This is a genomic window from Tenacibaculum finnmarkense (assembly GCF_900239185.1).
Taxonomy (GTDB): domain Bacteria; phylum Bacteroidota; class Bacteroidia; order Flavobacteriales; family Flavobacteriaceae; genus Polaribacter; species Polaribacter finnmarkensis.
The window spans coordinates 145120-168984 of the sequence record NZ_OENA01000038.1 but is presented as its reverse complement, the minus strand read 5'-3'; the positions used below and the strand labels follow the sequence as shown (position 1 = coordinate 168984).

Below are 23865 nucleotides of genomic sequence, written 5' to 3'. Positions count from 1 at the left end.
ACTAATTTTTAGTAGTTTGTTCTGGTGTAACTTTATTAAATAAAGCATCAATTTCTTCTTTAGGTATGAAACTTTTTAACATAATCAATACACCAAAAACAATCAATAAAACACCCATTCCTTTTTTTATTCGATAAATAACTAAAGGCGTTAATTTATTTTTTAATTGCTTTGCTAATAATATTTTACCTAAATCGGTGGTAGCATAGCCAAAAAGTATGGTAGCAAAATACCAAAAGATAGCGGTCGGATCCATATTTAATGTGGGTCCAACAACTAAAACTACTCCTAGCCAAGTTGCTAAAACACCAACATTTATACAGTTTAAAGCAAAACCTTTTGCTAATAATTTTAAATAATTAGTACTTTCTATAATTTTGACCTCCGTTATTTGGGCATCTTTTTTATTGTTTTTATCAAAATAAGTAATAAAACCATACACGATTAAAATAAGACCGCCAACCATAAATAAACGAGGGTCGTCTTTAATTTTTTCTAGTAAACTTCTGCTTCCGTAATAGGCAATTAGCATAAAAGCGATATCACCTAAAATAACACCGATATTAAATGCAATTGCTGCTCTTGCTCCTTTTAAAATACTTGTTTTTATAAGCATAAAAAATACAGGCCCTATCATAAACGACATGATAAAACCTATAAATAAAGCGTTTTTAAAATTGTAAAAATCCATTTTTATACGCTGTGTTTAGCTCTAAATATCATCAAAATCAAGTACCAATTTTGGTGTACAAGGATGTGCTACACAGGTTAAAACAAAACCATCTTCTAATTCATCATCCGACAAAATAGAATTTTTAGACATCACTGCTTTTCCTTGAGTAACTTTTGCGATACAACTGCTACAAACACCCCCCTGACAAGAATAGGGTGCATCTAATTTGTTGCGCAAAGAAGCAGCTAAAAGTGTGTCGGTTTTATCCATTGAAAAAGTCGTTTCTTCATCGTCTAACAACACCGTAATTTCCGATTTTCCATCAGAAGAAGCCGCTGGTATTTCAGTTGCTGAAGCACTTGCTGTAAACAACTCAAAATGGATATTTTCTTTATCAAAATTAGCCTCTTGCAGGGTTTCTGACACCAAATTAATCATTTCTTCGGGCCCACAGATATAGGTAGCATCAAAAGAAATAGCTTTATGAATATTTTTTACAAAGTAATTAACATGGCTTTTATCTATTCGTCCAAATTTGCTGTTACCTACTGCTTCTTTACTAAAAATATAATGCAGGTTAAACTGCTTCGGATATGCCTCAGATAACCCATTTAATTCATCATAAAAAATAGTGCTTTCGGCTTTTTTATTTCCAAAAACCAAAGTAAAAGTTGATGAAACTTCTTTTTCTAACACCGCTTTTATCATTGATAAAACAGGAGTAATTCCACTTCCTGCGGCAAAGGCTAGGTAATTTTTAGCAGCTTTAGGCTCTAAAATAAACTTTCCTTCAGGCTCAGAAACTTCTAAAACCGTATTTTCTTTTAGTTGGGTCGTTGCATAGGTTGAAAAAAGACCTTTTTCCACTGCTTTTACCGCTACTTTAATTTGATTGCTTTTTGGCGAAGCACAAATAGAATATGCTCTTCTTATTTCTTGCCCGTTTATGCTTGCTTTTATAGTAACATATTGCCCTGCGATAAAAGTATATGCTTCTTTTAATTCGGCAGGAACGGTGAATAATATAGAAACAGCATCGGCAGTTTCTTTGATTATTTTTTCAATATTTAATTTATGAAATGTAGACATTTATCGAGTTTAGATATACAAAAATAAGCAATACTAAGTAAATGATTTGTGAGAGTTTGTATAAAATAATACCTAAGAAACTTATACATAAGAAAATTATGTATATTTGTATCACTTTAAAACAGTTTGAAGTTTATTTATTGTTTACAAAAATGGGAAATCAGAAATTATATAAAGGCTCTTTACAAACCATCATTTTAAAGCTTTTAGCTCAAAATGAAAAAATGTATGGCTATGAAATTACGCAAAAAGTAAAGGAGCTTACCAAGGGCGAATTAAAAATTACCGAAGGCGCTTTATACCCTGCTTTACACAAATTAGAAGCCGAAGGATTGTTAGATGTAGAAGTGGCAAAAGTTGGTAATCGCTTGCGTAAATATTATAAATTAACCGAAAGCGGTAGTAAAGAAACCGTTAACAAACTAGCTGAAATGCAAGATTTTTTAAAAACGATGCAACAATTGGTAAACCCTAAATTTAGTTTAGAATAAAATCATATTACTATGGAATTAACTCAAGAACAAATACAGTGTGTAGAAAATTTTCTTAGCTACAAAAAACTAGATTATATCGATGTTCGGTTCGAAGTTTTAGATCATATTATTTCTGATATAGAATCTCTTTTGGAACAAGGAATTCCTTTTGAAGATGCTTTTAAGCAAAGTACAGGAAAATGGCATAAAGATTTAGAATTTACCAGTAGTTTTCTAATAGGTATTTTATACAATAGACCAAAAATTGTAATTAACAAAGCAGTAAATTTAGGGAAATATTGGCTTATCTTTTCTTTTATAGCAGTTTTTTTACAAGCTTTTTTGATTGGTGAAAAATCAACTATTTCTTCTTTTTTATCGGATAATTCATTCTTTTTTTTAACAATTGGTGTTGGTTTAGCAATTATTAACGGATATTTTTATTTTAAGATGAGAAAATTAAAAACCACCTTTTTATTTCTCTTTGAAAAATTTATAATCCCAAGTTTACTGCTACTTTTTATCGCGTTTCTTTTACCTGAAATATCCTCTTTTTATGTTTTTTTAATATTCTGTAATAGCTTTTTAGGCTATAAGCTTTATAAAGAACATCAAAAAATTATGATAAAATGCAATTAACTCAAGAACAAACTCGTAGAATTAACAATTTTCTAGAAGGAATTGGCGTTGAATATATTGATATTCGCTTTGAAATGGTTGATCATATTGCTTCTGAAATTGAAAATAACATTGAAAATACTGATGCTTTTTTTGAAAATAGCCGTCTTCAAACTCCTTTTATTAAATATATGTTGAGTAGAAAAACAGCTCTTTTACTTGAATATAATTCGATAATAAAGCGCAAATTTTTGGCTGATTATTTGAGTATCGCTAAAAATTCTATATTTCAATTATCTAAACCTATTCATTGTTTAACTGTTGGTTTGTTTTTAGTAATTGCTTTGTATTTGATAAACTATAAACCCGAAATATCGGAGTATTTTTTGTTTACATGCCTTTTCATTGAAATGGCGTATTTCGCTTACAACACTATTTCTTTTATGAAAAAACATCAGTTAATTAAAATAGTAAATGCTTATAATTCAATCACTATTTTTTTAACTTTAAGCATTGTACACACAGCTAGTATTATAAATTTTAACCAAAGACCTATTTTCAGTTTTTATTTTTCCTATATACACTTAATTGTAATTATAGTTATTTATATAATACATCAAAGTTTTATTTCTAAACAAAAAACGATACAAACCAAGTATAAATATCTCGTAGAATAATCATGCAATTAACCAATCAAAATATAGCCCAACTTTACAAATTTACACAGCAACATTTTGTGGAGTTTTACGATGTACAAACCGAATTAGTCGATCATTTAGCAAACGATATCGAACAAATTTACATCGAAAAACCTACAGTAACTTTTGAAAAAGCACGTGACATTTCATTCAAAAAATTTGGCGTATTTGGTTTTATGGATATTTTAGAAGAAAAACAAAAACAGGTTGCTAAAAAATACCGTATAATTTTATGGAATTTATTAAAACAATGGTTTACACTCCCTAAAATAATCATAACATTTTCTATCTTTTTAAGCTTTTATAATATGTATAAAATACCTGTTTTTGGTGCGTATAGCTATATTAGTTTTTATGTTGTTTTCTTTCTGTTTTTACTGATAAAATGCCGACTGTTATTTAGTCAACAGAAACAAAAAATAGCCAAAACCAACAAAAAATGGTTGCTCGAAAATTTTATTTACAAATTAGCCGCTAGTAACTTTATCGTTTTATTTTCAAATATCTCTAATATCATTTCTATGGGTGAAAAACTCGATAATAGCTATTGGGTAATAGGTTTATCAATATTTTCAACACTTTTAGTTTTATCAGGATATATTACGTTAATTTTAATCCCAAATACATCCGAAGAAATAATGAAAAACCACTACCCCGAATACCAACTTGTTTAATTATTTTTTACCATCAACAACAATCACAATTTCGCCTTTGGCGGGTTTTAAAGTATAATATGATAACACTTCTGCTACTGTTCCTCGCTTGGTTTCTTCAAATAATTTTGTCAATTCTCTAGAAACTGATATTTGCCTGTCTTGTCCAAAATATTCGCCAAAATGGGCTAATGTTTTTAATAATTTATGCGGGCTTTCGTAAAAAATCATGGTTCTATTTTCTTCGGATAAAAGCGTTAAACGGGTTTGCCTTCCTTTTTTAACAGGTAAAAATCCTTCGAAAACAAATTTATCATTTGGCAAACCAGAATTTACCAAAGCAGGTACAAAAGCAGTTGCACCAGGCAAACATTCTACCTCAATATTTTGTTGTACACAAGCTCTGGTTAATAAAAAACCAGGATCAGAAATAGCTGGAGTTCCAGCATCAGAAATTAAGGCACAGGTTTCACCATTTTTTAAGCGATTTAAAACACCATCAACCGATTTATGCTCGTTGTGCATATGATGGCTGTACATTTGTGTTCCAATTTCAAAATGTTTTAACAATTTTCCACTAGTACGCGTGTCTTCCGCCAAAATAAAATCGACTTCTTTTAATATTCTAAGCGCTCTTAGCGTAATATCTTCTAAATTCCCGATAGGGGTTGGTACCAAATACAATTTACTCATACGGCAAAGCTACAACAAAGTTTTTAGTACATTTGCGCTATGCCAAAAAAGCTGTTAAAAAATATTAATTTTCCTTCGGATATAAGGAAATTATCTGCTGATAAACTGCCATTATTAGCCACAGAATTACGTGAATTTATTATTGATGTTGTCGCCACAAAAGAAGGTCATTTAGGCGCAAGTTTAGGTGTTGTTGAACTCACCATTGCCTTGCATTATGTATTCGATACACCAACCGACCAATTTGTTTGGGATGTTGGGCATCAAGCCTATGGGCATAAAATTTTAACAGGCAGAAAAGACGTTTTTCATAGCAACCGACAATTAGGCGGTATTTCAGGTTTCCCAAAACGTAGCGAAAGTGCTTACGATACTTTTGGCGTTGGGCACTCTTCTACTTCTATTTCAGCGGCTTTAGGAATGGCAATTGCCTCTAAAATACAAGGAAGTAATAAACATCATATTGCTATTATTGGCGATGCTTCTATTGCGAGCGGAATGGCTTTTGAAGCCTTGAATCATGCAGGCGATACCGATGCTAATTTATTAGTTATTTTAAATGATAATGCTATTGGAATTGATCCTTCAGTTGGTGCTTTAAAAGGATATTTAACACGGATAAAATCGACAAGGTCGGATATTGAGCAACATAATATTTTTGAAGCCTTAAACTTTGAATATTCAGGCCCTATTGATGGGCATAATTTTGAAGAACTTTTATCAGAATTAAACCGTTTGAAAGAAGTTAAAGGACCAAAATTTTTACATATAATTACCACCAAAGGAAAAGGTTTGCGACAGGCAGAGCAAGACCAAGTAAAATATCATGCTCCAGGAAAATTTGATAAAATTTCAGGCGATGTATTGCCTAAAAAGAAAAGTAAATTTACTAAATTTCAAGATGTTTTTGGAAAAACATTAATTGAATTAGCGCATCAAAATAAAAAAATTGTAGGTATTACACCTGCAATGCTTTCAGGAAGTTCTTTAAATGAAATGTTAGCCGAATTTCCTGAGCGTACTTTTGATGTTGGTATTGCCGAACAGCATGCCGTTACTTTATCCGCAGGAATGGCAACTCAAAATATTATGCCATTTTGCGCTATTTATTCTACCTTTTTACAGCGTTCTTTCGACCAGATAATTCATGATGTTGCCTTGCAAAATTTACCTGTTATTTTCTGTATCGACAGAGCAGGTTTGGTTGGGCAAGACGGTGCAACGCATCACGGAGTTTTCGATTTGGCATATTTACGCTTAATTCCAAATATGATCATTTTTGCACCTCGTAACGAAATTGAACTTCGAAATATTATGTTTACGGCGCAATTAGGTTTAAAAAATCCTATTGCAATTCGATATCCAAGAGGTACAGGTCAATTAGAAAAATGGCAACTTCCTTTTGAAGAAATTCAAATAGGAAAAGCTGTTTGCCTTAAAAAATTAAATAATCACCTTGAAAAATCATCTAAAAAATCATTTGAAAAATTAAAAAATAAAGTCGCAATATTATCGGTAGGAACAATTGCCGATACTGTTTTTGAAGCCATAAATCAACTAGAAAATAGCAATAGTGTAGCGCATTATGATATGCGTTTTGTAAAACCTTTGGATAAAAAATTATTAGCTGCTATTTTTACTGATTTTGATAGCATTATCACCCTAGAAGACGGAACCGTAAGCGGTGGTTTTGGTTCTGCTATTTTAGAATATGCATCCGAAGAAAACTACCAAGGCAGTATTGATATTTTAGGGATTCCAGATGAATTTATTGACCACGGAACGGTGGAAGAATTACAAGTTTTATTAAATATTGATACAAAAAGTATTCAAGAAAAAATTGAAGAATTATTAGAATCTGTTTAAACTTCATTAAAAAAAAGCGAATCCAAATGGATTCGCTTTTTTTATATAAATTAATTTTTCATCAATTAAATTGATAAAAACTATAATTTTTTAGTTATTTAATGCTTCTGCACCACCAACAATTTCTAAAATTTCGTTAGTAATAGCTGCCTGACGAGCTTTGTTATACGTTAATAATAACTCATCACGTAATTCAGTTGCATTATCAGTTGCCTTGTGCATTGCAGTCATACGAGCTCCGTGTTCTGATGCAAATGAATCACGAATTGCTTTGTATAATTGTGTTTTTAATGACTTAGGAATCAATTCTAAAACAATCTCTTCTTTAGAAGGTTCAAAAACATAATCTAATGTTACATTTTCATCACTTTCTACTGGCTCAATTGGTAAGAATTGCTCTAATTGTGGTATTTGAGTTGCTGCATTTTTAAATTGATTGTAAATAAGCTCTACTTTTTGGTAAGAACCAGCTACGTATAAATCCATTATTTTCTGTGCAACTTCAGCAACATTATCATACGTTAAATCATCAAAAATATCATTTCTGTTTTCAATAACCGTATGCTGTTTTGCTAAAATATCATCTCCTTTTTTACCTATTGTTAATAAATCAACAGCAACATTACTGTATTTTTCATCAATAGCTTTTATTGTTCTTTTAACAATAGAAGAGTTAAAACCACCACACAAACCTCTGTTTGAGGTAATTACAACTAGTAATACATTTTTTACTTCTTTTTGTGTTGAATATACACCGCTAGCATCACTATCTAAAGTAGCGCTTAAGCTTTGTAATAATTCAGTAAGCTTAGACGAATATGGGCGCATTGCCGTAATTGCATCTTGTGCTTTCTTTAACTTTGCAGCCGATACCATTTTCATGGCAGAGGTAATCTGCATTGTTGATTTTATCGAAGTAATTCTGTTACGTATCTCTTTTAAATTTGCCATACAAATAGTAGTTAGCATTTAATATTGAATATTCCGAATACCTCGAAATATTCAATATTAAAATTATTTATTAAGCCTTAAATTTAGCTGAAATTTCTTTTGCAGCTGCTGTTAAAGTATCAATTACTTCTTCAGTTAATTTCCCTGCTTTTAAGGTATTTAAAATAGCTTTATGCTTTGCATTTAAATACTGAATATAATCTTTTTCAAATTCTTTTACCTTTTTAACAGGTACATCTTTTAACAAGTTTTTAGAACCTGCATAAATGATTGCAATCTGATTTTCTACGGTATAAGGATCGTTTTGTGCTTGCTTTAAAATTTCAACATTACGTTGTCCTTTTGAAATTACATTTAAAGTAGCTGCATCTAAATCAGAACCAAACTTAGCGAATGCTTCTAATTCACGATATTGTGCTTGATCTAATTTTAAAGTACCAGATACTTTTTTCATAGATTTAATCTGAGCGTTACCACCAACACGAGATACTGAAATACCTACGTTAATTGCTGGACGAACACCAGAGTTAAATAAATCTCCATCTAAGAAAATTTGCCCATCGGTAATCGAAATTACGTTTGTAGGGATATATGCTGATACATCTCCTGCTTGTGTTTCAATAATTGGTAATGCAGTTAAAGAACCTCCACCTTTTACAACTCCTCTTAAAGAATCAGGTAAATCATTCATTTCACTTGCAATTTTATCATCGTTGATAAGCTTTGCAGCACGTTCTAATAAACGAGAGTGTAAGTAAAATACATCTCCAGGATATGCCTCACGTCCCGGTGGTCTTCTTAATAATAAAGAAATTTCACGGTATGCAACTGCTTGTTTAGATAAATCATCATAAACAATTAAAGCTGGTCTTCCGGTATCTCTAAAAAATTCTCCAATTGCTGCTCCTGCGAAAGGTGCATACACTTGCATTGCTGCAGGATCAGATGCATTTGCTGCTACAATTGTAGTATAAGCCATTGCGCCTTTGTCTTCTAACATGTTAGCAATTGCTGCTACAGTAGATGCTTTTTGACCAATAGCAACATATATACAGTATACTGGTTTCCCAGCATCGTAAAATTCTTTTTGATTTAAAATAGTATCAAGAGCAACGGTAGATTTACCAGTTTGACGGTCACCAATAATTAACTCACGTTGACCACGTCCTACAGGAATCATAGCGTCAATAGCTTTAATACCAGTTTGCATTGGTTCGGTTACAGGCTCACGATAAATAACTCCAGGAGCTCTACGCTCTAAAGGCATTTCGTATGTTTTACCTTCAATAGGTCCTTTACCATCAATTGGCTGTCCTAATGTATTTACAACACGTCCTACAATACCTTCTCCAGCTCTTAAAGAAGCAATACGTTCTGTACGTTTTACAACAGAACCTTCTCTTACTGATGTAGAAGCACCTAATAATACAACACCTGCATTATCTTCTTCTAAGTTTAATACGATACCTTCTAATCCGTTATCGAATTCTACTAATTCACCATATTGTACATTAGACAAACCATAAACACGAGCAATACCATCACCTACTTGTAATACGGTACCTACTTCATTTAATGAAGCTTTAGACTCGAAGTTTGTTAATTGTTCCTTTAAAATTGCTGAAACTTCAGCTGGTTTAATTCCTGCCATCTTATTGCTTTGGATGTATAATTAAATTTGTGGAATATACTGACTAATTGTCAAATTCTCTTCTTAACTCTTTGAATTGATTAGAAATACTTGCATCATACTGCACATCTCCAACACGTAAAATAAATCCTCCTAAAATATTCGGATTTACTATATTTTCTATACTTGCGCTATTTCCTGTTAAAGAAACAATTTTCGCTTGTATTTTATCTTCTAACTCTTTTGTTAAAACTACTGCGGTAGTAACTTTAGCAACCTGTATCCCTTTATAGGTATCGTAAAGAATAGCGTATTGCTTTGCAATAGCTTCTAACATTATCATACGTTTATTCTCTTCTAATAAATTGAATAAACCTTTTATGATAGCATCTACTTTATCACCAAAAAGTGCAACTAAAACCTTTTGTTTATCAGTGGCTTTAACTACAGGGCTTTTAAGCATTCTGTTTAAATCGCTACTTTCTGCAATAGTACTTGCGATGAATTTCATATTATCGTTTACTAAAGAATCTTTATTAGTTTCTTTAGCTAAATTTAATATTGCTTTTGCGTAACGTAATGCTGGTCTAGCTCCTTTCATCGATTGATTAGTTTAAAGTAATCTCTTCTAACATTCCTTCTACTAGCTTTAAATGATCTGCTGGTGAAGTTAATTCTTTTCTGACTAACTGCTGAGCGATATCTAAAGATAAATCAGTTACTGTTTTCTTTAATTCAGAAATAGCAGCTTGTTGCTCTTGTTTTATTGTTGCTTTCGCATTTTCAATCATGCTAGAAGTTTGCGCTTGTGCTTCTTCTTTTGCTTCTGCTACAATATTGTCTTTAATATCACGAGCTTCTTGCATCATTGCATCTCTTTCTGCACGTGCTTCTTTTAATAATCTATCGTTATCAGCTTGTAAATTTTGCATTTCTTTACGAGCATTTTCAGCCTGATCTAATGCATTTTGAATACCTTCTTCTCTGTCATTTAAGGCAGTTAAAATAGGCTTCCAAGCAAATTTTACCATTAAAAAAATTAAGATTAATAAGATAAAAGCCTGCATGACAAATAATCCTATTGAAAAATCATTAAAAATTCCCATACTAATTTATTTTGTATTTTTTTATTGTTTAATAAAACACTTCTGCAACCAATCGTTGCAGAAAGTGTTTCTTTTTAATTTCTGGAAGATTATCCTAAAAGTAAAGCACCGAATGCTAAACCTTCTAATAATGCTCCAATAATAATCATTGCTGTTTGGATTTTTCCAGCAGCTTCAGGTTGACGTGCGATAGCTTCCATTGCGCTACTACCGATTTTCCCTAATCCTAATCCTGCTCCGATTACGATTAAACCTGCTCCTATTAAAGTAAGACCTGTCATAATAATTGATTTATATTAAATTAAACAAAAAATTTCATTTTATTAATGGTGCTCATGTTCTTCCACTGCCATACCAATAAACAATGAAGATAACATTGTAAAGATATAGGCTTGTAAGAAAGCTACCAACACTTCAATTAACGTTAAAAACAACGTTAAAAATACAGATACACCTGTAGCACCTGCTGTTCCAAACTTCGCTTTTAATACAATCATTAAAGCGGCAATACCCATTACTACTGAATGACCTGCTGTAATATTAGCAAATAAACGTACAAATAATGAAAAAGGCTTGGTTAAAATACCTAAAAACTCAATAGGTGCTAAAATAAATTTCATGGCTACAGGAACTCCTGGCATCCAAAAAATATGTTTCCAATAGTCTTTATTCGCTGAAAACTGTACGATAAAAAAGGTAAAAAGAGCCAAACAAACTGTTACAGCTAATTGTCCTGTAATATTAAATCCTAAAGGAGTTAACCCTAATAAATTTGAAACCCAGATAAAAAAGAAAACAGTTAATAAGAATCCCATAAATTTACGGTAATGCTTTTCACCAATATTTGGTCTTGCTATTTCATCTCTAACATATAATACTAAAGGCTCTAAAACTCTTGCAAAACCAGTTGGTATTGCGCCTTTTTTGTATCCTTTAGCTAATCCTCTAAAGCCAAAAATCATTAACAAACCTACTAAAAGCATTCCTACAACACTTTTTGTTATAGAAAAATCCAATACTTTATGAGCATTTGTAGCATGGTGAGCCTCATCAAAAGAAACAGCTGTTTCTCCTTCATTTAACTCATATATTTTACTGTGTATTTTAGTTAACTGTACTCCATCTGCTGGCACAACTACATGACCATCATCATTATGATGAAAAGCTGACGACATAAAAGTTCTTAAACCTTTACTTGTCCAAACAATTGTAGGTAAAGGAACGCCTACGTGTTTTCTTTCATTTTGATCATTGGTGTACGAAAATAAATTAAAATCGTGCGAATCTGCTAAGTGATGCTTTTTATAAGCTTCAATTTCAGCCTTTGTGTTTACACGGCCACCATCTTGTTCTATAATGTGCTCATTTTCCTGCAATACAGTGTGTTCACTTTTAGGTGAAGTTGTATGCTCACCTTCTTGTAAAGTAGTAGTTCCACCTTCAGCGAATACTGAAAATGATGTAAAAACTAATGCAAGTATTGTTAAAAACTTGATAGATTTTTTTGCTATCATCATATCTTAAATTTGAATATAGGTTTAAGGTCTGTAAATTTCCGTGCAAAGGTACATATTGTAATCAAAACTACAAACCGTTTTCTGTCTTAGTTTTAATACAAATTTAACACGCTCTTAAAAGTGGGCATAAAAAAGCGAACTACTTACTGTTTAACAACTTAAAAACACCCATTGCTTCAGTTATCAAAAATAAAAATAAAGGGATCACTAAAGAAACCTTTTCTGGTTGACTGAGCTGCACGCCTGTAAATACATCCTTTTGAAATATTAGCACAAAAAAACCGATCTTTAAAAGCATCGATGCTAAATAGCCATACCCTGCTTCATTTGGCAGTTGACTTGCAAGAAGTTCAAATAACGCATATATAATACTTGTAGCCACTACATGAAATAGGTACACCGAAAACAAGGAGTATGATATGACATCGCCACGCATATTTAAAATAGCATTATGAGAACTATAACCCACCGCAAATAATAACATTATAAGGGCGATAAAATACAAAATACGTTTAATCATTTTTTACTTAAATATTTATTTAGATAATTTTGAAACTTGAGATATTACCGAAAACATCGCTCCAAAAACAGCGACCAAAGTACACACCTTGGTATATAATTCATTTTCATTCGCGTACCTTAAGTCTAACCATTCGCCAAGTTTATTTCCTAAATAAATAGTCAATCCCATTTGAAAAGCAATACTGGTAAAGCGAAGGTACTTACTAAGCGGTTTTTTCTTTTTTTCCATTGCTATTTAATTCTTTTACCGATCCTTTCATTGCACAAGTTGCATTAAATGAAGCACCTGGCTCTACTGAAAGCTTACCGATAATAACATCACCGTTAATAGTTGCTGCTGTTTTTACCGTTAAGGTGTTTGAAACGACTAATTCACCTGAAAACTTCCCTTCAATATCAGCATTTGTACACTCTATTTTTCCTTTAATAAAACCTGCTTCACCAATAATAACCCTTCCGTTGGTTTTAATTGTTCCTTCTAAAGTTCCATCAATTCTAAAGTCTCCTTCCGAAATAATATCACCTTTTATTTGTGTATTTTTACCAATAACATTTCTTTCTGAAACTTTAACTTCGCTTGTTTTTTTACTCTCTTTACTAAACATCTTTTAGGGGATTTATTTTTTTAATTTATCTAATATTTCTATTGCTTTAACACCTTCGGGCTTATCAGCATACCGAATTGCTATAAACTCTAACGCTTTAATATATGCCTCTTTATTTTTTTGTTTACCAATAGCCAATGCTTTTAAAAACAAAAACTTAGGTATTAAGATTGATTCTTTAACTGTTAAAGATACCGTTTCTATTTGTTTTATAACTTGTTCAAATTTATTTTCTTTATACAAGTAGTATATTTCTTTATACCTGTTTAAAAGCACATCTTCTTTTTTGCTTGCTATTACTTTTTTTGTTGGATTTCTTATAATTTCAGCAAATGTTGTTGGCGCATATTTTGTTAAAATTATATTTTTATAATACCCTGCTTTAGCTACATTATTTTCTAGCCTATATAGTTGATATAAATGATAACTTATTGGCAATTCTAAGCTAGTATCTTGTTTTTTAAGTTGTTCTTTTTGCGCACGGGCTAAATTTTTGATAGCAAGATTGTTATTTTTAAACTGCTCTTTATAAATTAAACCTAACTGATACAACGCATCATTACGACTCTCTATTAAGCTTGTAATTATTTTTTTATCCGAAGGAATTTCGTTTAAATAGGTTGATAATTCGTAACGCAAATTAACTTTCGACTCCGTTAAAACAGCTTCATCTTCTTGAATATTACTAGTAGATTTATCCGACAATCGCCAATTATCTTCTAAAGGACGTGTTCCCCAAACTTTCTGAAAATTTGCTTTTCCAAAAGCCAATACCTGCGTATTATAAAAATACCACTTCCCTTTATTGCTAGGGGTATTAATTCCGCTACTTGTTCCAAAAGAACTTCCAAAATTCTGAGCATTTAATAAGAGTTGCTTATTATCTTGATCTTCTTTTTTAATTTTTTCGATATACTTCTCAAAAAAAGAAGTACGTTCGGCAATTGGCATTGCTACTAATTTTAAAATACTATCATTTGTAGTAACAAGATTTTCATATTCTCGTAGCCTTGTTAACCCTTTATTTTTTCTTCGGATTCTTCTAATGCGTTTTTCATTTATAAACTCTTTAGAGGTTACCGTTAAAACGCTGTCATAATATGCACCCGCTAACACATATTTTTGTTTATCAAAAGCGATAGCCCCTAAACGCTCGTAAGCATATGTTTTTTGATAGTCGTTATTATGTTTCGCTTTTATCGATTTTTTAAAATAATCAATAGCATTATCGGTTTTATTTCGCCCTAACTCTAAAACACCCGCCTGATAATAAAGCGCATTCAAAAACTTTCGATTATCTGAATTTCTGATTAATTTTTTCAATTTTGATAAAACAACAATCGATGCTGAATCGTTTGGCGTATTTTTAGCCATTTCAATACTTGCACGAATACGATATTTATACGGAGCCTTTCTAGTTTCTGATAATTTTTTAAACACAGCACGTGCAGAATCTTTATAATTTAATTCACTATAAATTTGCCCTAAAACGAACATATTACGCCCCGCTTGTTCTTTATTTTTAAATATTTTTGAAGCCGCCGTTAAATGTTCAATTACCTTTTGAATGGTATCTGTTTTTTGATACGCCATTGCCATTGCGGTGTGCGCTTGCTCTTTTATTACATCAGGAAGTTCGGCTTCATTTTTTTCTAATTCTAATAAAAATTTTAGCGATTCTATGGCTAATTTCTCATTATCTAAACGAATATTTGTTTTAGCCCGCCACACTTTTGTCTCATTAATTAAACTCGCATTTGGATAATTCGCAATAATATAATTAAACGCTTCAATTGCGGGCACAAAACGCTGTGTATAATACCGTGATTTTCCTAATAATAAATACGCATCATCAATCTGCCTATTTTTTTCATAACCATTAATATTCATCGAATGCTTTTGAATGGCTTTTACTGCTTTCTCTTCCGCTTTATCAAACATTGTTAAAACTTCTTCTTCCTGATCAACATCACTCATATCAAACCCTGAACCAGGTTGTAAAACAGGCAATATAATTTGATCCGCTTCAAAAGTAATCGGCTCTATTTGTAAAGGTTTCCAAAAATTATCTTTATGCTTGGCACTAACCTCTTCTAGCCCTTTTAAATAAGCCTGTTCACCATTAAAAAGCACATTATACTTTGTGGTAAGCGCATGAAAATTTCGATTTAAAAAAGCATCTTTTTTCACACTACAAGAATATACTGTAGCTAAAAGAAGGTTAAAAACTAAAATTTTGGATAGTTTATTCATATCATTATGCTTTTACTCTACAACAAAAATATAAGTAATTTTATTGCACGTAAAAGCGTAAAAATAGCAATAAAAAGATAATTTTCAGCCTCCTTATTAAATTTAAACATCATCAAGTTCTAAAACACGGTTTGTAATTAAACCGTTATTTTGTGTCAAATAGTGCTATTTTAAAAATAATTAGAAGCAATTTCCCGCTTTCCGCACTCGCTCTTTTTTGAAAAAAAATCAAAAAAGGAGCTCAAACAATTGCTAAAATCGGGGCTAGGCATTTGTACTAAAAAGTAAAAATACTACTTCAAACAAAATTTAGAACCTGTTTAAAAACTAAATTTCCGTCCTGCTGAATTTATTTCAGCATCACATCAACAGGAGAACTACGGCAAATCAGGATGAGAAACTGAACTTAATTCAGTTTGGCGGATGCGATTTCTTATTTTTACGTTACAAAATCTTTTAGATAAAATTTAAATAAGCTCTTCTCTTTTTATAAAAAACATAAAAAAAGCATCAATTTAAAATTGATGCTTTTTGAATATTATTATTTAAACAATAACTATTTTATTTTCATTGATTTTGCAATTGCCTCTAATTCAAACAGAAAATCACGTTTATTTACAGAAGGAGCATAAGTAAATCCTTCAAAAATAACCAAGCGATTATTTTTTTTATCAATAATGGTGTAATTAATAAACGGCCCTGCCATAAAATCATTTTTAACCTCCCATTTCCCACGAGTTTCGTACGCTTTTTTACCATCGATTATAGCATCAAAAGTAAAAGGCGTGTAAGCTTGTTCGGTAATCATATACATGCCTTTTTTACTTCCAGGAATGTGTTTTTTACCAATCGTATCACGTACTGCGGTTATATTATCGGCAACTTTATTTTCATCACCTAAAGGAATTGTATAAATTAATACATTGTTCGTTCCATCGCCACGAGCAATACCACTTCTTAAGTGCTGACGAAACCAAATAAAATCACCCGAATCTTCTACCAATCTAAAACGTTTAGGAATATCAATGGTAAATCCGATATTTTTAACGGTTTTAAAACCCGTTTCATCAATACGTTCTTTTTTGAATATTTTTTGCGTGAATTTTACATCTTCATCTTTAAATAAATTGATAATTTCCTTACCTCTTTTATCTAACATATTTAAAACACCCGCTTTATCTTTAGCCGTAGCATGTATGATAATTTGAGGTTTTGCATACCTATTTTTTTCAACAGTAATACTTTCTTTTTCGCCTTGTTTAATCATTAAAACTGCTTTTGAATGTCGCATAAAGCTACCAAAACCACTAGGATCTATTTGACTAACCGACAACAAGGTTTCTGGCTGTGGCAAGCCCACTTGATGCTCACCAAAAATAGTACGTATTTTATTTCCAATTTTCCCTTCCCAATCTAGCGCTTTTACAACCACCATTATTTTGTTGGTGTTACCGTTAGATGTTGGCAAAGTGTAGCCATCTTTTCCTGTAGTAGTATTACATGATGTGGCAAAAATCACTAAAAAAAGTAAGCCTATTATTTTTTTCATAATTCGTTGTTTTTATAACTTTTGAACAGCTGGTGTTTGGTGTGTTTTTTTTTAAAAATTAAAAGAATAAATTAACTCTTAAAAATTTTGAGTTTCATTCCTGGTTTCAAACTTTTAACACTCCAAATATTGTTCCATTTTTTAATTTGATCAATAGAAACTGACGGATATTTTTTTGAAATAGTCCATAACGAATCACCACTTTCTACCACATACACTTTATGCGGCCCTTTTGGAAGTTTATTTTTATTTCGAATTACTTTTTTATGAGCCGTTAATTTCTTTGGATAAATTTTTAAACGCTGCCCTATTTTTAATCGATGAGAACGCATACCATTCCAACGCTTAATTTGACTTACTTTTACACCAAATTTAGTCGCTATTTTCCCTAAATAATCGCCGTTACGCACTTTGTAACGCGTTTGTTTATCTTGTTCAAAATATTTCGGCAACGGCTTTTCTCTTTTACCATCTTCTGTATTTGCCAACACATAAATATCTTGTTCTTTCTCTAAAAAATCAATTACATGTTTTTTAGGCAATCGAACTGCGTAATTTTTATTTTCGGCATACGGAATCACCGCTAATTTATATGACGGATTTAAAAATGATAATAATTCGGTATCAATATTTGTTTTTGCAGCAATTTGATCAAAAGTAACTGTTCTTTTTACTTGAATCGTATCGGTTTCAAAATGAAAAATAGTTGGTGGCTCAGGATAAATATTATGTGCTTCAGCATATTCAAAAATATACATCGTTGCATAAAAAGCAGGAACATAACTTGCCGTTTCACGAGGCAAATACGGGCGGATATTCCAATAATTTCTATATCCTCCTGATCGCTTTATTGCTTTTGAAACATTTCCAGGACCTGAATTATAAGCTGCCAAAGCTAAATCCCAATCACCAAAAATTTTATGTAAATGACTTAAATATTTACACGCCGCAATAGTTGCTTTTACAGGGTTTTGACGCTCATCAACATACGAATTTACTTTTAAATCAAACTGAACTCCTGTGCCATACATAAATTGCCAAAGTCCTGTTGCGCCAACTCTTGAGCGAGCCGCAGGACGTAAAGCCGACTCTACAATGGCTAAATATTTCATTTCTAACGGAACATCAAACTGATCTAAATACTGTTCAAACATCGGAAAATAATACTGTGCCTTTGCCATTAAAGCAGGATAATATTTTGTTCGATATTTTAAATAACTATTAATTACTTTTTCTAAAGATGGACTATAAGCTAAATGAAATGGTGTTTTTAAATTCAAATCATGCAAGCGTTTTTTTAATAAATCGGTAGAAAGCATTGCTGTTGTATTGCCAATAATATCTTTGTCATTAATTACATATTGAATCGTATCAAATGATGATGCATTGAATTTTTTTTCAATCAGTAAACTATCTACTTTTTTTAAATCCGTATCTGAAAAACAGGCGTAAATCTTTTTTCTTTTGACACTATCTTTTACAATAGAATCTGTTGCCACAAAATTAGCGTCAGTTGCCACAAAGCTTGAATCAATAGCTATCGCCAACTGTTCTTTTGGGGTAAAAACACTATCAACAGGTTGTTGTGCAAAAATTGATACCGTAAAAAAAAGTAGTATTAATACGTTTTTCATGTTACTTCTTTTTTAAAATTTATAAGTTTAATTCAACAACAATCGGACAATGATCAGAATGTTTTGCTTCTGGTAAAATGTAGGCTCTTGCTATCTTATCTTTCAAAGGTTCAGCAACCATCGCATAATCTAAACGCCAACCCTTGTTGTTTGCTCTCGAATTTGCTCGATAACTCCACCAAGAATATGCTTGTTTATCTTCATTTAAATAACGGAAACTATCTGTAAAACCTGTTTTGATAAACTCTGTAAACCACGCTCTTTCTTCAGGTAAAAAACCTGAAACTCCTTTCATTTTCGGATTGTGAATATCAATTGCTTCATGACAAATATTATAATCACCACAAATTACTAAATTCGGAATTTCTTTCTTTAAATTATTGATGTATTCTTGAAATTCATCCATATAATTCAATTTAAAATTCAAGCGTTCAGAATTTGTTCCTGACGGAAGATATAAACTCATTACAGACACGGCATCAAAATCTACCCGAAGGTTTCTTCCTTCAAAATCCATGCTTTCAATTCCTGTTCCGTATTCAATATGATTTGGTTTTTCTTTACAAAAAATTGCTACGGATGAATAGCCTTTTTTTTGTGCCGAAAACCAATAATGATACGGATATCCTGCATTTTCAAAATCCGTTACATCTAACTGTTCTTTATGAGCTTTGGTTTCTTGAATACAAATTACATCAGGATTTTCGGTTTGTAACCAATCGATAAATCCTTTTTTTAAAGCGGCTCTAATTCCGTTTACGTTGTATGATATTATTTTCATTACTCTAAAAATATAGGGTTTTTAAGAAAAATCCATGTTAATTGTTTTCTATCACCTGATTGTGTTCTAATTATTTTTTTTCTTGGTGATAAAATATAGGCTAAAGCAATTGCGACACCTATTCTTATCCAAGATTCTTGAATAAGAAATATTTTATCTAGCATAAAAATAAAAAACACTATTAATAATGGATAAATAACTAAATAAAACTTTTTAAAATACTTCATCTTAAATAGCCATCTCAGGGATTTCTCCATTTACGATTAAAGTTCCTTGGGTTGCTGCTTGAATTTCTTCCACAGAAACACCAGGCGCTCTTTCTAATAAATAAAATGCATTATTTTTCACCTCTAAAACGGCTAAATTCGTTACTACTTTTGTAACGCAACCAACACCTGTTAAAGGCAGAGAACATTTTTTTAATATTTTAGATGCACCACGTTTATTAGTGTGCATCATAGCGACAATAATATTTTCTGCCGATGCTACTAAATCCATTGCTCCGCCCATTCCTTTTACCATTTTCCCAGGAATTTTCCAATTGGCAATATCGCCATTTTGCGCAACTTCCATCGCACCTAAAACAGTTAATTGTACGTGTTTTCCTCGGATCATAGCAAAGCTCATTGCCGAATCAAAAATAGAACCGCCATCTAAAACGGTTACGGTTTGTTTTCCTGCGTTTATTAAATCGGCATCTTCGGTTCCTTCGATAGGAAATCCGCCCATTCCTAGCAATCCGTTTTCTGATTGAAACTCAACTTCAATTCCTTTAGGAATATAATTAGCTACTAACGTAGGAATTCCTATTCCTAAATTAACGTACCATTTATCTTGTAATTCTTTAGCTATTCGCTGTGCTATTTGTTCTTTTGATAAAGCCATTTTTTTACAGTTTAGGAGTTACAGTTCGTTGCTCAATTCTCTTTTCATATTTTTCTCCTTGAAAAATACGCTGTACAAAAATACCAGGAATATGTATTTGATTAGGGTCTAGTGTTCCTGCAGGAACTAATTCTTCTACCTCAGCAACGGTAATTGTTGCAGCACCACACATATTCGGATTAAAATTACGAGCTGTTCCTTTAAAGATTAAATTTCCTGCCGTATCACCTTTCCATGCTTTTACAAAGGCAAAATCGGCTTTAAAAGCAGGTTCTAACACATACATTTTACCATCAAATTCACGAGTTTCTTTTCCTTTAGCTACTTCTGTTCCGTAACCTGCAGGTGTGTAAAAAGCAGGAAAACCTGCTTGTGCAGCTCTACATTTTTCTGCTAAAGTTCCTTGAGGCGTTAATTCAACTTCCAACTCACCTGATAACATTTGACGTTCAAATTCGTCATTTTCTCCTACATACGAAGAAATCATTTTTTTTATTTGCTTATTTTGAAGTAATAAACCCAAGCCAAAATTATCAACACCTGCATTATTAGAAATACATGTTACCTCTCTAACATTTAATTTTACTAACTCTGCAATGGCATTTTCTGGTATTCCACATAAACCAAAACCTCCCAACATAAAGGTCATCGAATCTTTTACCCCGATAAGGGCTTCTTCTACGCTATTTACTTTTTTGTGTATCATTTTAGTTTTTTATTATGTTAATAGAATTCTTGACGTTTATATAAATACTATATTTCTTGAAAAAAATTTCTTAAAAATCAGTATCTCCTTCTTCATCTTGTTTATCATCACTCTTTTTTACCTCACTACAATTAATAGTAATGGTTAATTCGCCTGAAGGTTTTTCAAAATCTTTTTCACTGATATTTAATGATTTATCTGCATAACATTTTTGCATATATAACCCCCAAGTTGGTAATGACATGGTTGCTCCTTGTCCTAAAGCTATTCCTTTAAAATGGGTTGCTCTATCTTCACCACCTGTCCAAACACCTGTTGCTAAATTTGGTACAACTCCCATAAACCAACCATCAGATTGATTTTGTGTAGTTCCTGTTTTACCCGCTATCGGATTGGTAAATTTATATGGAAAACCTGTTGTAGCATCTTTTCTTCTTGTCCAACCAGAGCGCAATCTTGCACCTGAACCTGATTGTGTAACACCTTTTAATAAATCTAATACCACATAAGCTGATTCTTCACTTAAAACCTCCTTTGTTTTAGGTACAAATTCTTCTAAAACAGTTCCGTTTTTATCTTCAATTCTGGTAATCATCATTGGGCTAACACGCAATCCTTTATTTGCAAAGGTTGAATATGCACTTACCATTTCTATTAATGATAAATCAACTGCACCTAAAGCAATTGCTGGGTTTGCATCAATTTTAGAAGTTATTCCTGCTGATTTTGCCAAACGTGCTACATTTATGGGTGATACTTTATCTATTAATCGAGCCGTTATTACATTTACAGAACGTGCTAAAGCTTGTTTTAAGGTTAATTCACCTCCGTATTTATTACTGGCATTTGCAGGAGTCCAATCTTTTGGCATTCCGTATTTTTCCTTGGGAATCGTATATAAAATATTTGGTAATTTATCACAAGGTGACATTTTTAATTGATTAATCGCTGTTGCATATACAAAAGGTTTAAAAGTAGAACCTACTTGACGTTTTTGTTGCTCTACAGCATCATATTTAAAATACTTATGACTAATACCACCAACCCACGCTTTAATATGCCCTGTTTGTGGTTCAATAGAAACCAAACCAGAACGTAAAAAGTGTTTATAATAACGAATAGAATCGTAGGGAGTCATTACCGTATCTCTGTCTCCTTTCCACGAAAACACACGCATATCGGTATCTGTATTAAACGATTTTTCAATTTCTTTTTCACTTTTCCCTGCCGCTTTCATACGCCTGTAACGTGTTGAACTTCGTTTTCCTCGTTTTAAAATATTTAAAACTTGAGATTTTTCTAAATCGTAAAAAGGAGCATTTTTATTTTCCTTTTGTTCTTTAAAGAAAAATGATTGCAAATTAGCCATATGTTCGCTACTCGCTTCTTCTGCATAACGCTGCATACGAGAATCAATAGTTACGTGTATTTTTAAACCATCTTTATAAATATTGTAAAACTCACCGTTATCTTTTGGATTTGCTTTTGCCCATTTTTTAAGACGTTGTTTTAAATTTTCTCTAAAATAAGTTGCCAATCCATCACTATGACTCTCTGGTGTAAAATTGATTTTTAAAGGTAATTTTTGTAGCGAATCTTTTTCTTTTTGGCTGATAACCTCATTTTTTGCCATTTGAGCAAAAACCACATTTCTACGCTGTAACGATTTCTTTTTAGAGCGCTCTCTATATGGATTATACTGCCTCGGATTTTTTAACATTGCTACTAAAATAGCCGCTTCTTGTATGTCTAATTCTTTAGGCTCTTTACCAAAATAAATACGTGTAGCAGAACGAATACCTGTTGCATTAAAAAGAAAACCTTGTGTATTTAAATACATGGTAGCAATTTCTTCTTTGGTGTATTGACGCTCTAATTTTATTGCAACTACCCACTCTTTTAATTTTTGAGAAAGACGCTTAAAAATATTACTCGAACCTCCTTTATTAAAAAGGTTTTTAGCTAATTGCTGTGTAATAGTACTTGCACCTCCTTTTCTACCAAAATTTGAAATAGCTCTTGCGGTACCGTAAAAATCAATCCCTGAATGTTCGTAAAAACGTTCATCTTCAGTAGCGACTAAAGCTTTTATTAAAATTTCAGGTAAATCTTTATACTCAATTGGTGTTCTATTGGCTTTTACATAGTATTTTCCTAATGTTTTTCCATCCGAAGAAATAACTTCTGTTGCTAAATCACTTTTAGGGTTTTCTAACTCTTCAAAGGAAGGTAACGCTCCAAAAGTACCCCATGAAGCTAATAAAAATAATAGCCCTACAAAGAGGAATCCACCTAATAATATACCCCAAAACCATTTGATATATCCACTAAAACTAGTTGTATTTTGCTCTGTCATTATTGTGTTTTTTCAATTCTAAATCCTACTTGTGTAATTCCTTTAAGCTCTTTAATACCTTCTATTTTACCATTTTTCCTCATAGCTTGTGTAACTTTAAAAGTATGTGTCCCTGTAGTGGGAAATGTTATATTTTCTTTATAAAATAATTTATTTTCTTTAACTCCTGAAAAGCCTTTTCCTAAAAATTTCCCGCTAGTATCTGTCATATCATACTCTAAAGTATCAACCAATACCTGCCCGTCAGCAAAGCGTAATTGTGTTATTAAAAACAAATTACTGTACGCATAGTCTTCATTATTTCGAAGGTTTATAAACAAGTTTTTTTTGTGTATTGAATCTTTTACATCAAAAGTAAACACAACTGCATTGTTTTTATTCCACGAACCCTCAGATAACGTACTATAGGTATCATAAACACTTTTTGAATCACAAGATATGATTGCAAAAACAGCTAAAAAAAAGATAACTAGGCTATTGTTTTTCATTTTTTATATCGTTCTTTTTATTTTCAGTCGGCACTGTTGATTTTTTAGGCTTGCTTGCCTTAGGTGTTTCTTTTGCTATTGGTTTGTTAGCTTCCTCCTTTTTTTCAACAACATTCTTT

The 23865-nt window shown here is 31.8% G+C and carries 25 protein-coding genes; 5 read left to right on the top strand and 20 right to left on the bottom strand.

Annotated features, from left to right (window positions below):
* Position 1: 1 nt before the first annotated feature.
* Complete coding sequence (locus tag AQ1689_RS04620; RefSeq protein ID WP_101955322.1) at positions 2-691, bottom strand: LysE family translocator; 690 nt, start codon at positions 689-691, stop codon at positions 2-4.
* A gap of 21 nt (positions 692-712) precedes the next feature.
* Positions 713-1762, bottom strand: a complete 1050-nt coding sequence (locus AQ1689_RS04615; protein WP_101955321.1) for a ferredoxin--NADP reductase — start codon at positions 1760-1762, stop codon at positions 713-715.
* 152 nt (positions 1763-1914) lie between these two features.
* Here AQ1689_RS04615 and AQ1689_RS04610 point away from each other — a divergent pair, with 152 nt between their 5' ends.
* From AQ1689_RS04610 to AQ1689_RS04595, 4 genes are read left to right on the top strand one after another with little or no spacing between them, the layout of a single operon-like run.
* Complete coding sequence (locus tag AQ1689_RS04610) at positions 1915-2253, top strand: PadR family transcriptional regulator (RefSeq protein ID WP_101906758.1); 339 nt, start codon at positions 1915-1917, stop codon at positions 2251-2253.
* Between the two features lie 12 nt (positions 2254-2265).
* A complete protein-coding gene (locus AQ1689_RS04605) occupies positions 2266-2874 on the top strand; it encodes a hypothetical protein (protein ID WP_101955320.1) in 609 nt (202 codons plus the stop codon).
* On the top strand, positions 2865-3530 hold the full coding sequence (locus AQ1689_RS04600; RefSeq protein ID WP_101955319.1) for a hypothetical protein: 666 nt from the start codon (positions 2865-2867) through the stop codon (positions 3528-3530). Before AQ1689_RS04605 ends, AQ1689_RS04600 begins: the two co-directional genes overlap by 10 nt.
* A 2-nt stretch (positions 3531-3532) precedes the next feature.
* Positions 3533-4225 carry a hypothetical protein gene (locus tag AQ1689_RS04595; protein WP_101955318.1) on the top strand — a complete coding sequence of 231 codons (693 nt, stop codon included), beginning with the start codon at positions 3533-3535 and terminating at the stop codon, positions 4223-4225.
* On the opposite strand, the gene rsmI is transcribed toward AQ1689_RS04595, so the two are convergent.
* Positions 4226-4897 carry a 16S rRNA (cytidine(1402)-2'-O)-methyltransferase gene (rsmI, locus tag AQ1689_RS04590; protein WP_058886131.1) on the bottom strand — a complete coding sequence of 224 codons (672 nt, stop codon included), beginning with the start codon at positions 4895-4897 and terminating at the stop codon, positions 4226-4228.
* Between the two features lie 39 nt (positions 4898-4936).
* Here rsmI and AQ1689_RS04585 point away from each other — a divergent pair, with 39 nt between their 5' ends.
* Entirely contained in the window at positions 4937-6763 is a 1827-nt protein-coding gene (locus AQ1689_RS04585; RefSeq protein ID WP_101955317.1) for a 1-deoxy-D-xylulose-5-phosphate synthase, read from the top strand.
* 90 nt (positions 6764-6853) lie between these two features.
* On the opposite strand, the gene atpG is transcribed toward AQ1689_RS04585, so the two are convergent.
* The 17 genes from atpG to AQ1689_RS04495 form a co-directional block, all read right to left on the bottom strand.
* Complete coding sequence (gene atpG / locus AQ1689_RS04580; protein WP_101914204.1) at positions 6854-7714, bottom strand: ATP synthase F1 subunit gamma; 861 nt, start codon at positions 7712-7714, stop codon at positions 6854-6856.
* A 70-nt stretch (positions 7715-7784) separates the two neighbouring features.
* Positions 7785-9365 carry a F0F1 ATP synthase subunit alpha gene (gene atpA, locus AQ1689_RS04575; RefSeq protein WP_101914058.1) on the bottom strand — a complete coding sequence of 527 codons (1581 nt, stop codon included), beginning with the start codon at positions 9363-9365 and terminating at the stop codon, positions 7785-7787.
* Positions 9366-9408: 43 nt separating this feature from the next.
* The gene (atpH, locus tag AQ1689_RS04570) at positions 9409-9945 is read right to left on the bottom strand and encodes an ATP synthase F1 subunit delta (RefSeq protein WP_317047041.1); all 537 of its coding nucleotides are present in this window, start codon (positions 9943-9945) and stop codon (positions 9409-9411) included.
* A 7-nt stretch (positions 9946-9952) separates the two neighbouring features.
* A complete protein-coding gene (locus tag AQ1689_RS04565) occupies positions 9953-10450 on the bottom strand; it encodes a F0F1 ATP synthase subunit B (protein ID WP_058886135.1) in 498 nt (165 codons plus the stop codon).
* 89 nt (positions 10451-10539) lie between these two features.
* Positions 10540-10731, bottom strand: coding sequence for an ATP synthase F0 subunit C (atpE, locus tag AQ1689_RS04560; protein WP_058886136.1), 192 nt, complete (start codon positions 10729-10731; stop codon positions 10540-10542).
* A gap of 42 nt (positions 10732-10773) precedes the next feature.
* Positions 10774-11967, bottom strand: a complete 1194-nt coding sequence (atpB, locus tag AQ1689_RS04555) for a F0F1 ATP synthase subunit A (protein WP_101914057.1) — start codon at positions 11965-11967, stop codon at positions 10774-10776.
* A 139-nt stretch (positions 11968-12106) separates the two neighbouring features.
* Positions 12107-12487 carry a DUF6168 family protein gene (locus AQ1689_RS04550; protein WP_145993605.1) on the bottom strand — a complete coding sequence of 127 codons (381 nt, stop codon included), beginning with the start codon at positions 12485-12487 and terminating at the stop codon, positions 12107-12109.
* Between the two features lie 15 nt (positions 12488-12502).
* On the bottom strand, positions 12503-12718 hold the full coding sequence (locus AQ1689_RS04545) for an AtpZ/AtpI family protein (protein WP_101914055.1): 216 nt from the start codon (positions 12716-12718) through the stop codon (positions 12503-12505).
* Complete coding sequence (locus tag AQ1689_RS04540; protein WP_101914054.1) at positions 12693-13094, bottom strand: bactofilin family protein; 402 nt, start codon at positions 13092-13094, stop codon at positions 12693-12695. Before AQ1689_RS04540 ends, AQ1689_RS04545 begins: the two co-directional genes overlap by 26 nt.
* Before the next feature lie 12 nt (positions 13095-13106).
* Positions 13107-15347: a type IX secretion system periplasmic lipoprotein PorW/SprE gene (gene porW / locus AQ1689_RS04535; protein ID WP_101955316.1), complete on the bottom strand. Its 2241-nt coding sequence runs from the start codon at positions 15345-15347 to the stop codon at positions 13107-13109.
* A gap of 556 nt (positions 15348-15903) precedes the next feature.
* The gene (locus tag AQ1689_RS04530) at positions 15904-16896 is read right to left on the bottom strand and encodes a DUF4837 family protein (RefSeq protein WP_101914052.1); all 993 of its coding nucleotides are present in this window, start codon (positions 16894-16896) and stop codon (positions 15904-15906) included.
* Between the two features lie 71 nt (positions 16897-16967).
* Positions 16968-18530, bottom strand: coding sequence for a lytic transglycosylase domain-containing protein (locus AQ1689_RS04525; RefSeq protein WP_101955315.1), 1563 nt, complete (start codon positions 18528-18530; stop codon positions 16968-16970).
* Positions 18531-18549: 19 nt separating this feature from the next.
* Positions 18550-19311: an exodeoxyribonuclease III gene (locus AQ1689_RS04520; protein WP_101955314.1), complete on the bottom strand. Its 762-nt coding sequence runs from the start codon at positions 19309-19311 to the stop codon at positions 18550-18552.
* 228 nt (positions 19312-19539) lie between these two features.
* Complete coding sequence (locus tag AQ1689_RS04510; RefSeq protein WP_101955312.1) at positions 19540-20196, bottom strand: 3-oxoacid CoA-transferase subunit B; 657 nt, start codon at positions 20194-20196, stop codon at positions 19540-19542.
* Between the two features lie 4 nt (positions 20197-20200).
* Complete coding sequence (locus AQ1689_RS04505; RefSeq protein WP_101914047.1) at positions 20201-20902, bottom strand: CoA transferase subunit A; 702 nt, start codon at positions 20900-20902, stop codon at positions 20201-20203.
* Positions 20903-20972: 70 nt separating this feature from the next.
* Positions 20973-23258, bottom strand: coding sequence for a transglycosylase domain-containing protein (locus AQ1689_RS04500; RefSeq protein WP_101955311.1), 2286 nt, complete (start codon positions 23256-23258; stop codon positions 20973-20975).
* Complete coding sequence (locus AQ1689_RS04495; RefSeq protein WP_058886149.1) at positions 23258-23746, bottom strand: gliding motility lipoprotein GldH; 489 nt, start codon at positions 23744-23746, stop codon at positions 23258-23260. The genes AQ1689_RS04500 and AQ1689_RS04495 overlap by 1 nt, the downstream gene beginning before the upstream one ends.
* Between the last annotated feature and the right edge of the window lie 119 nt (positions 23747-23865).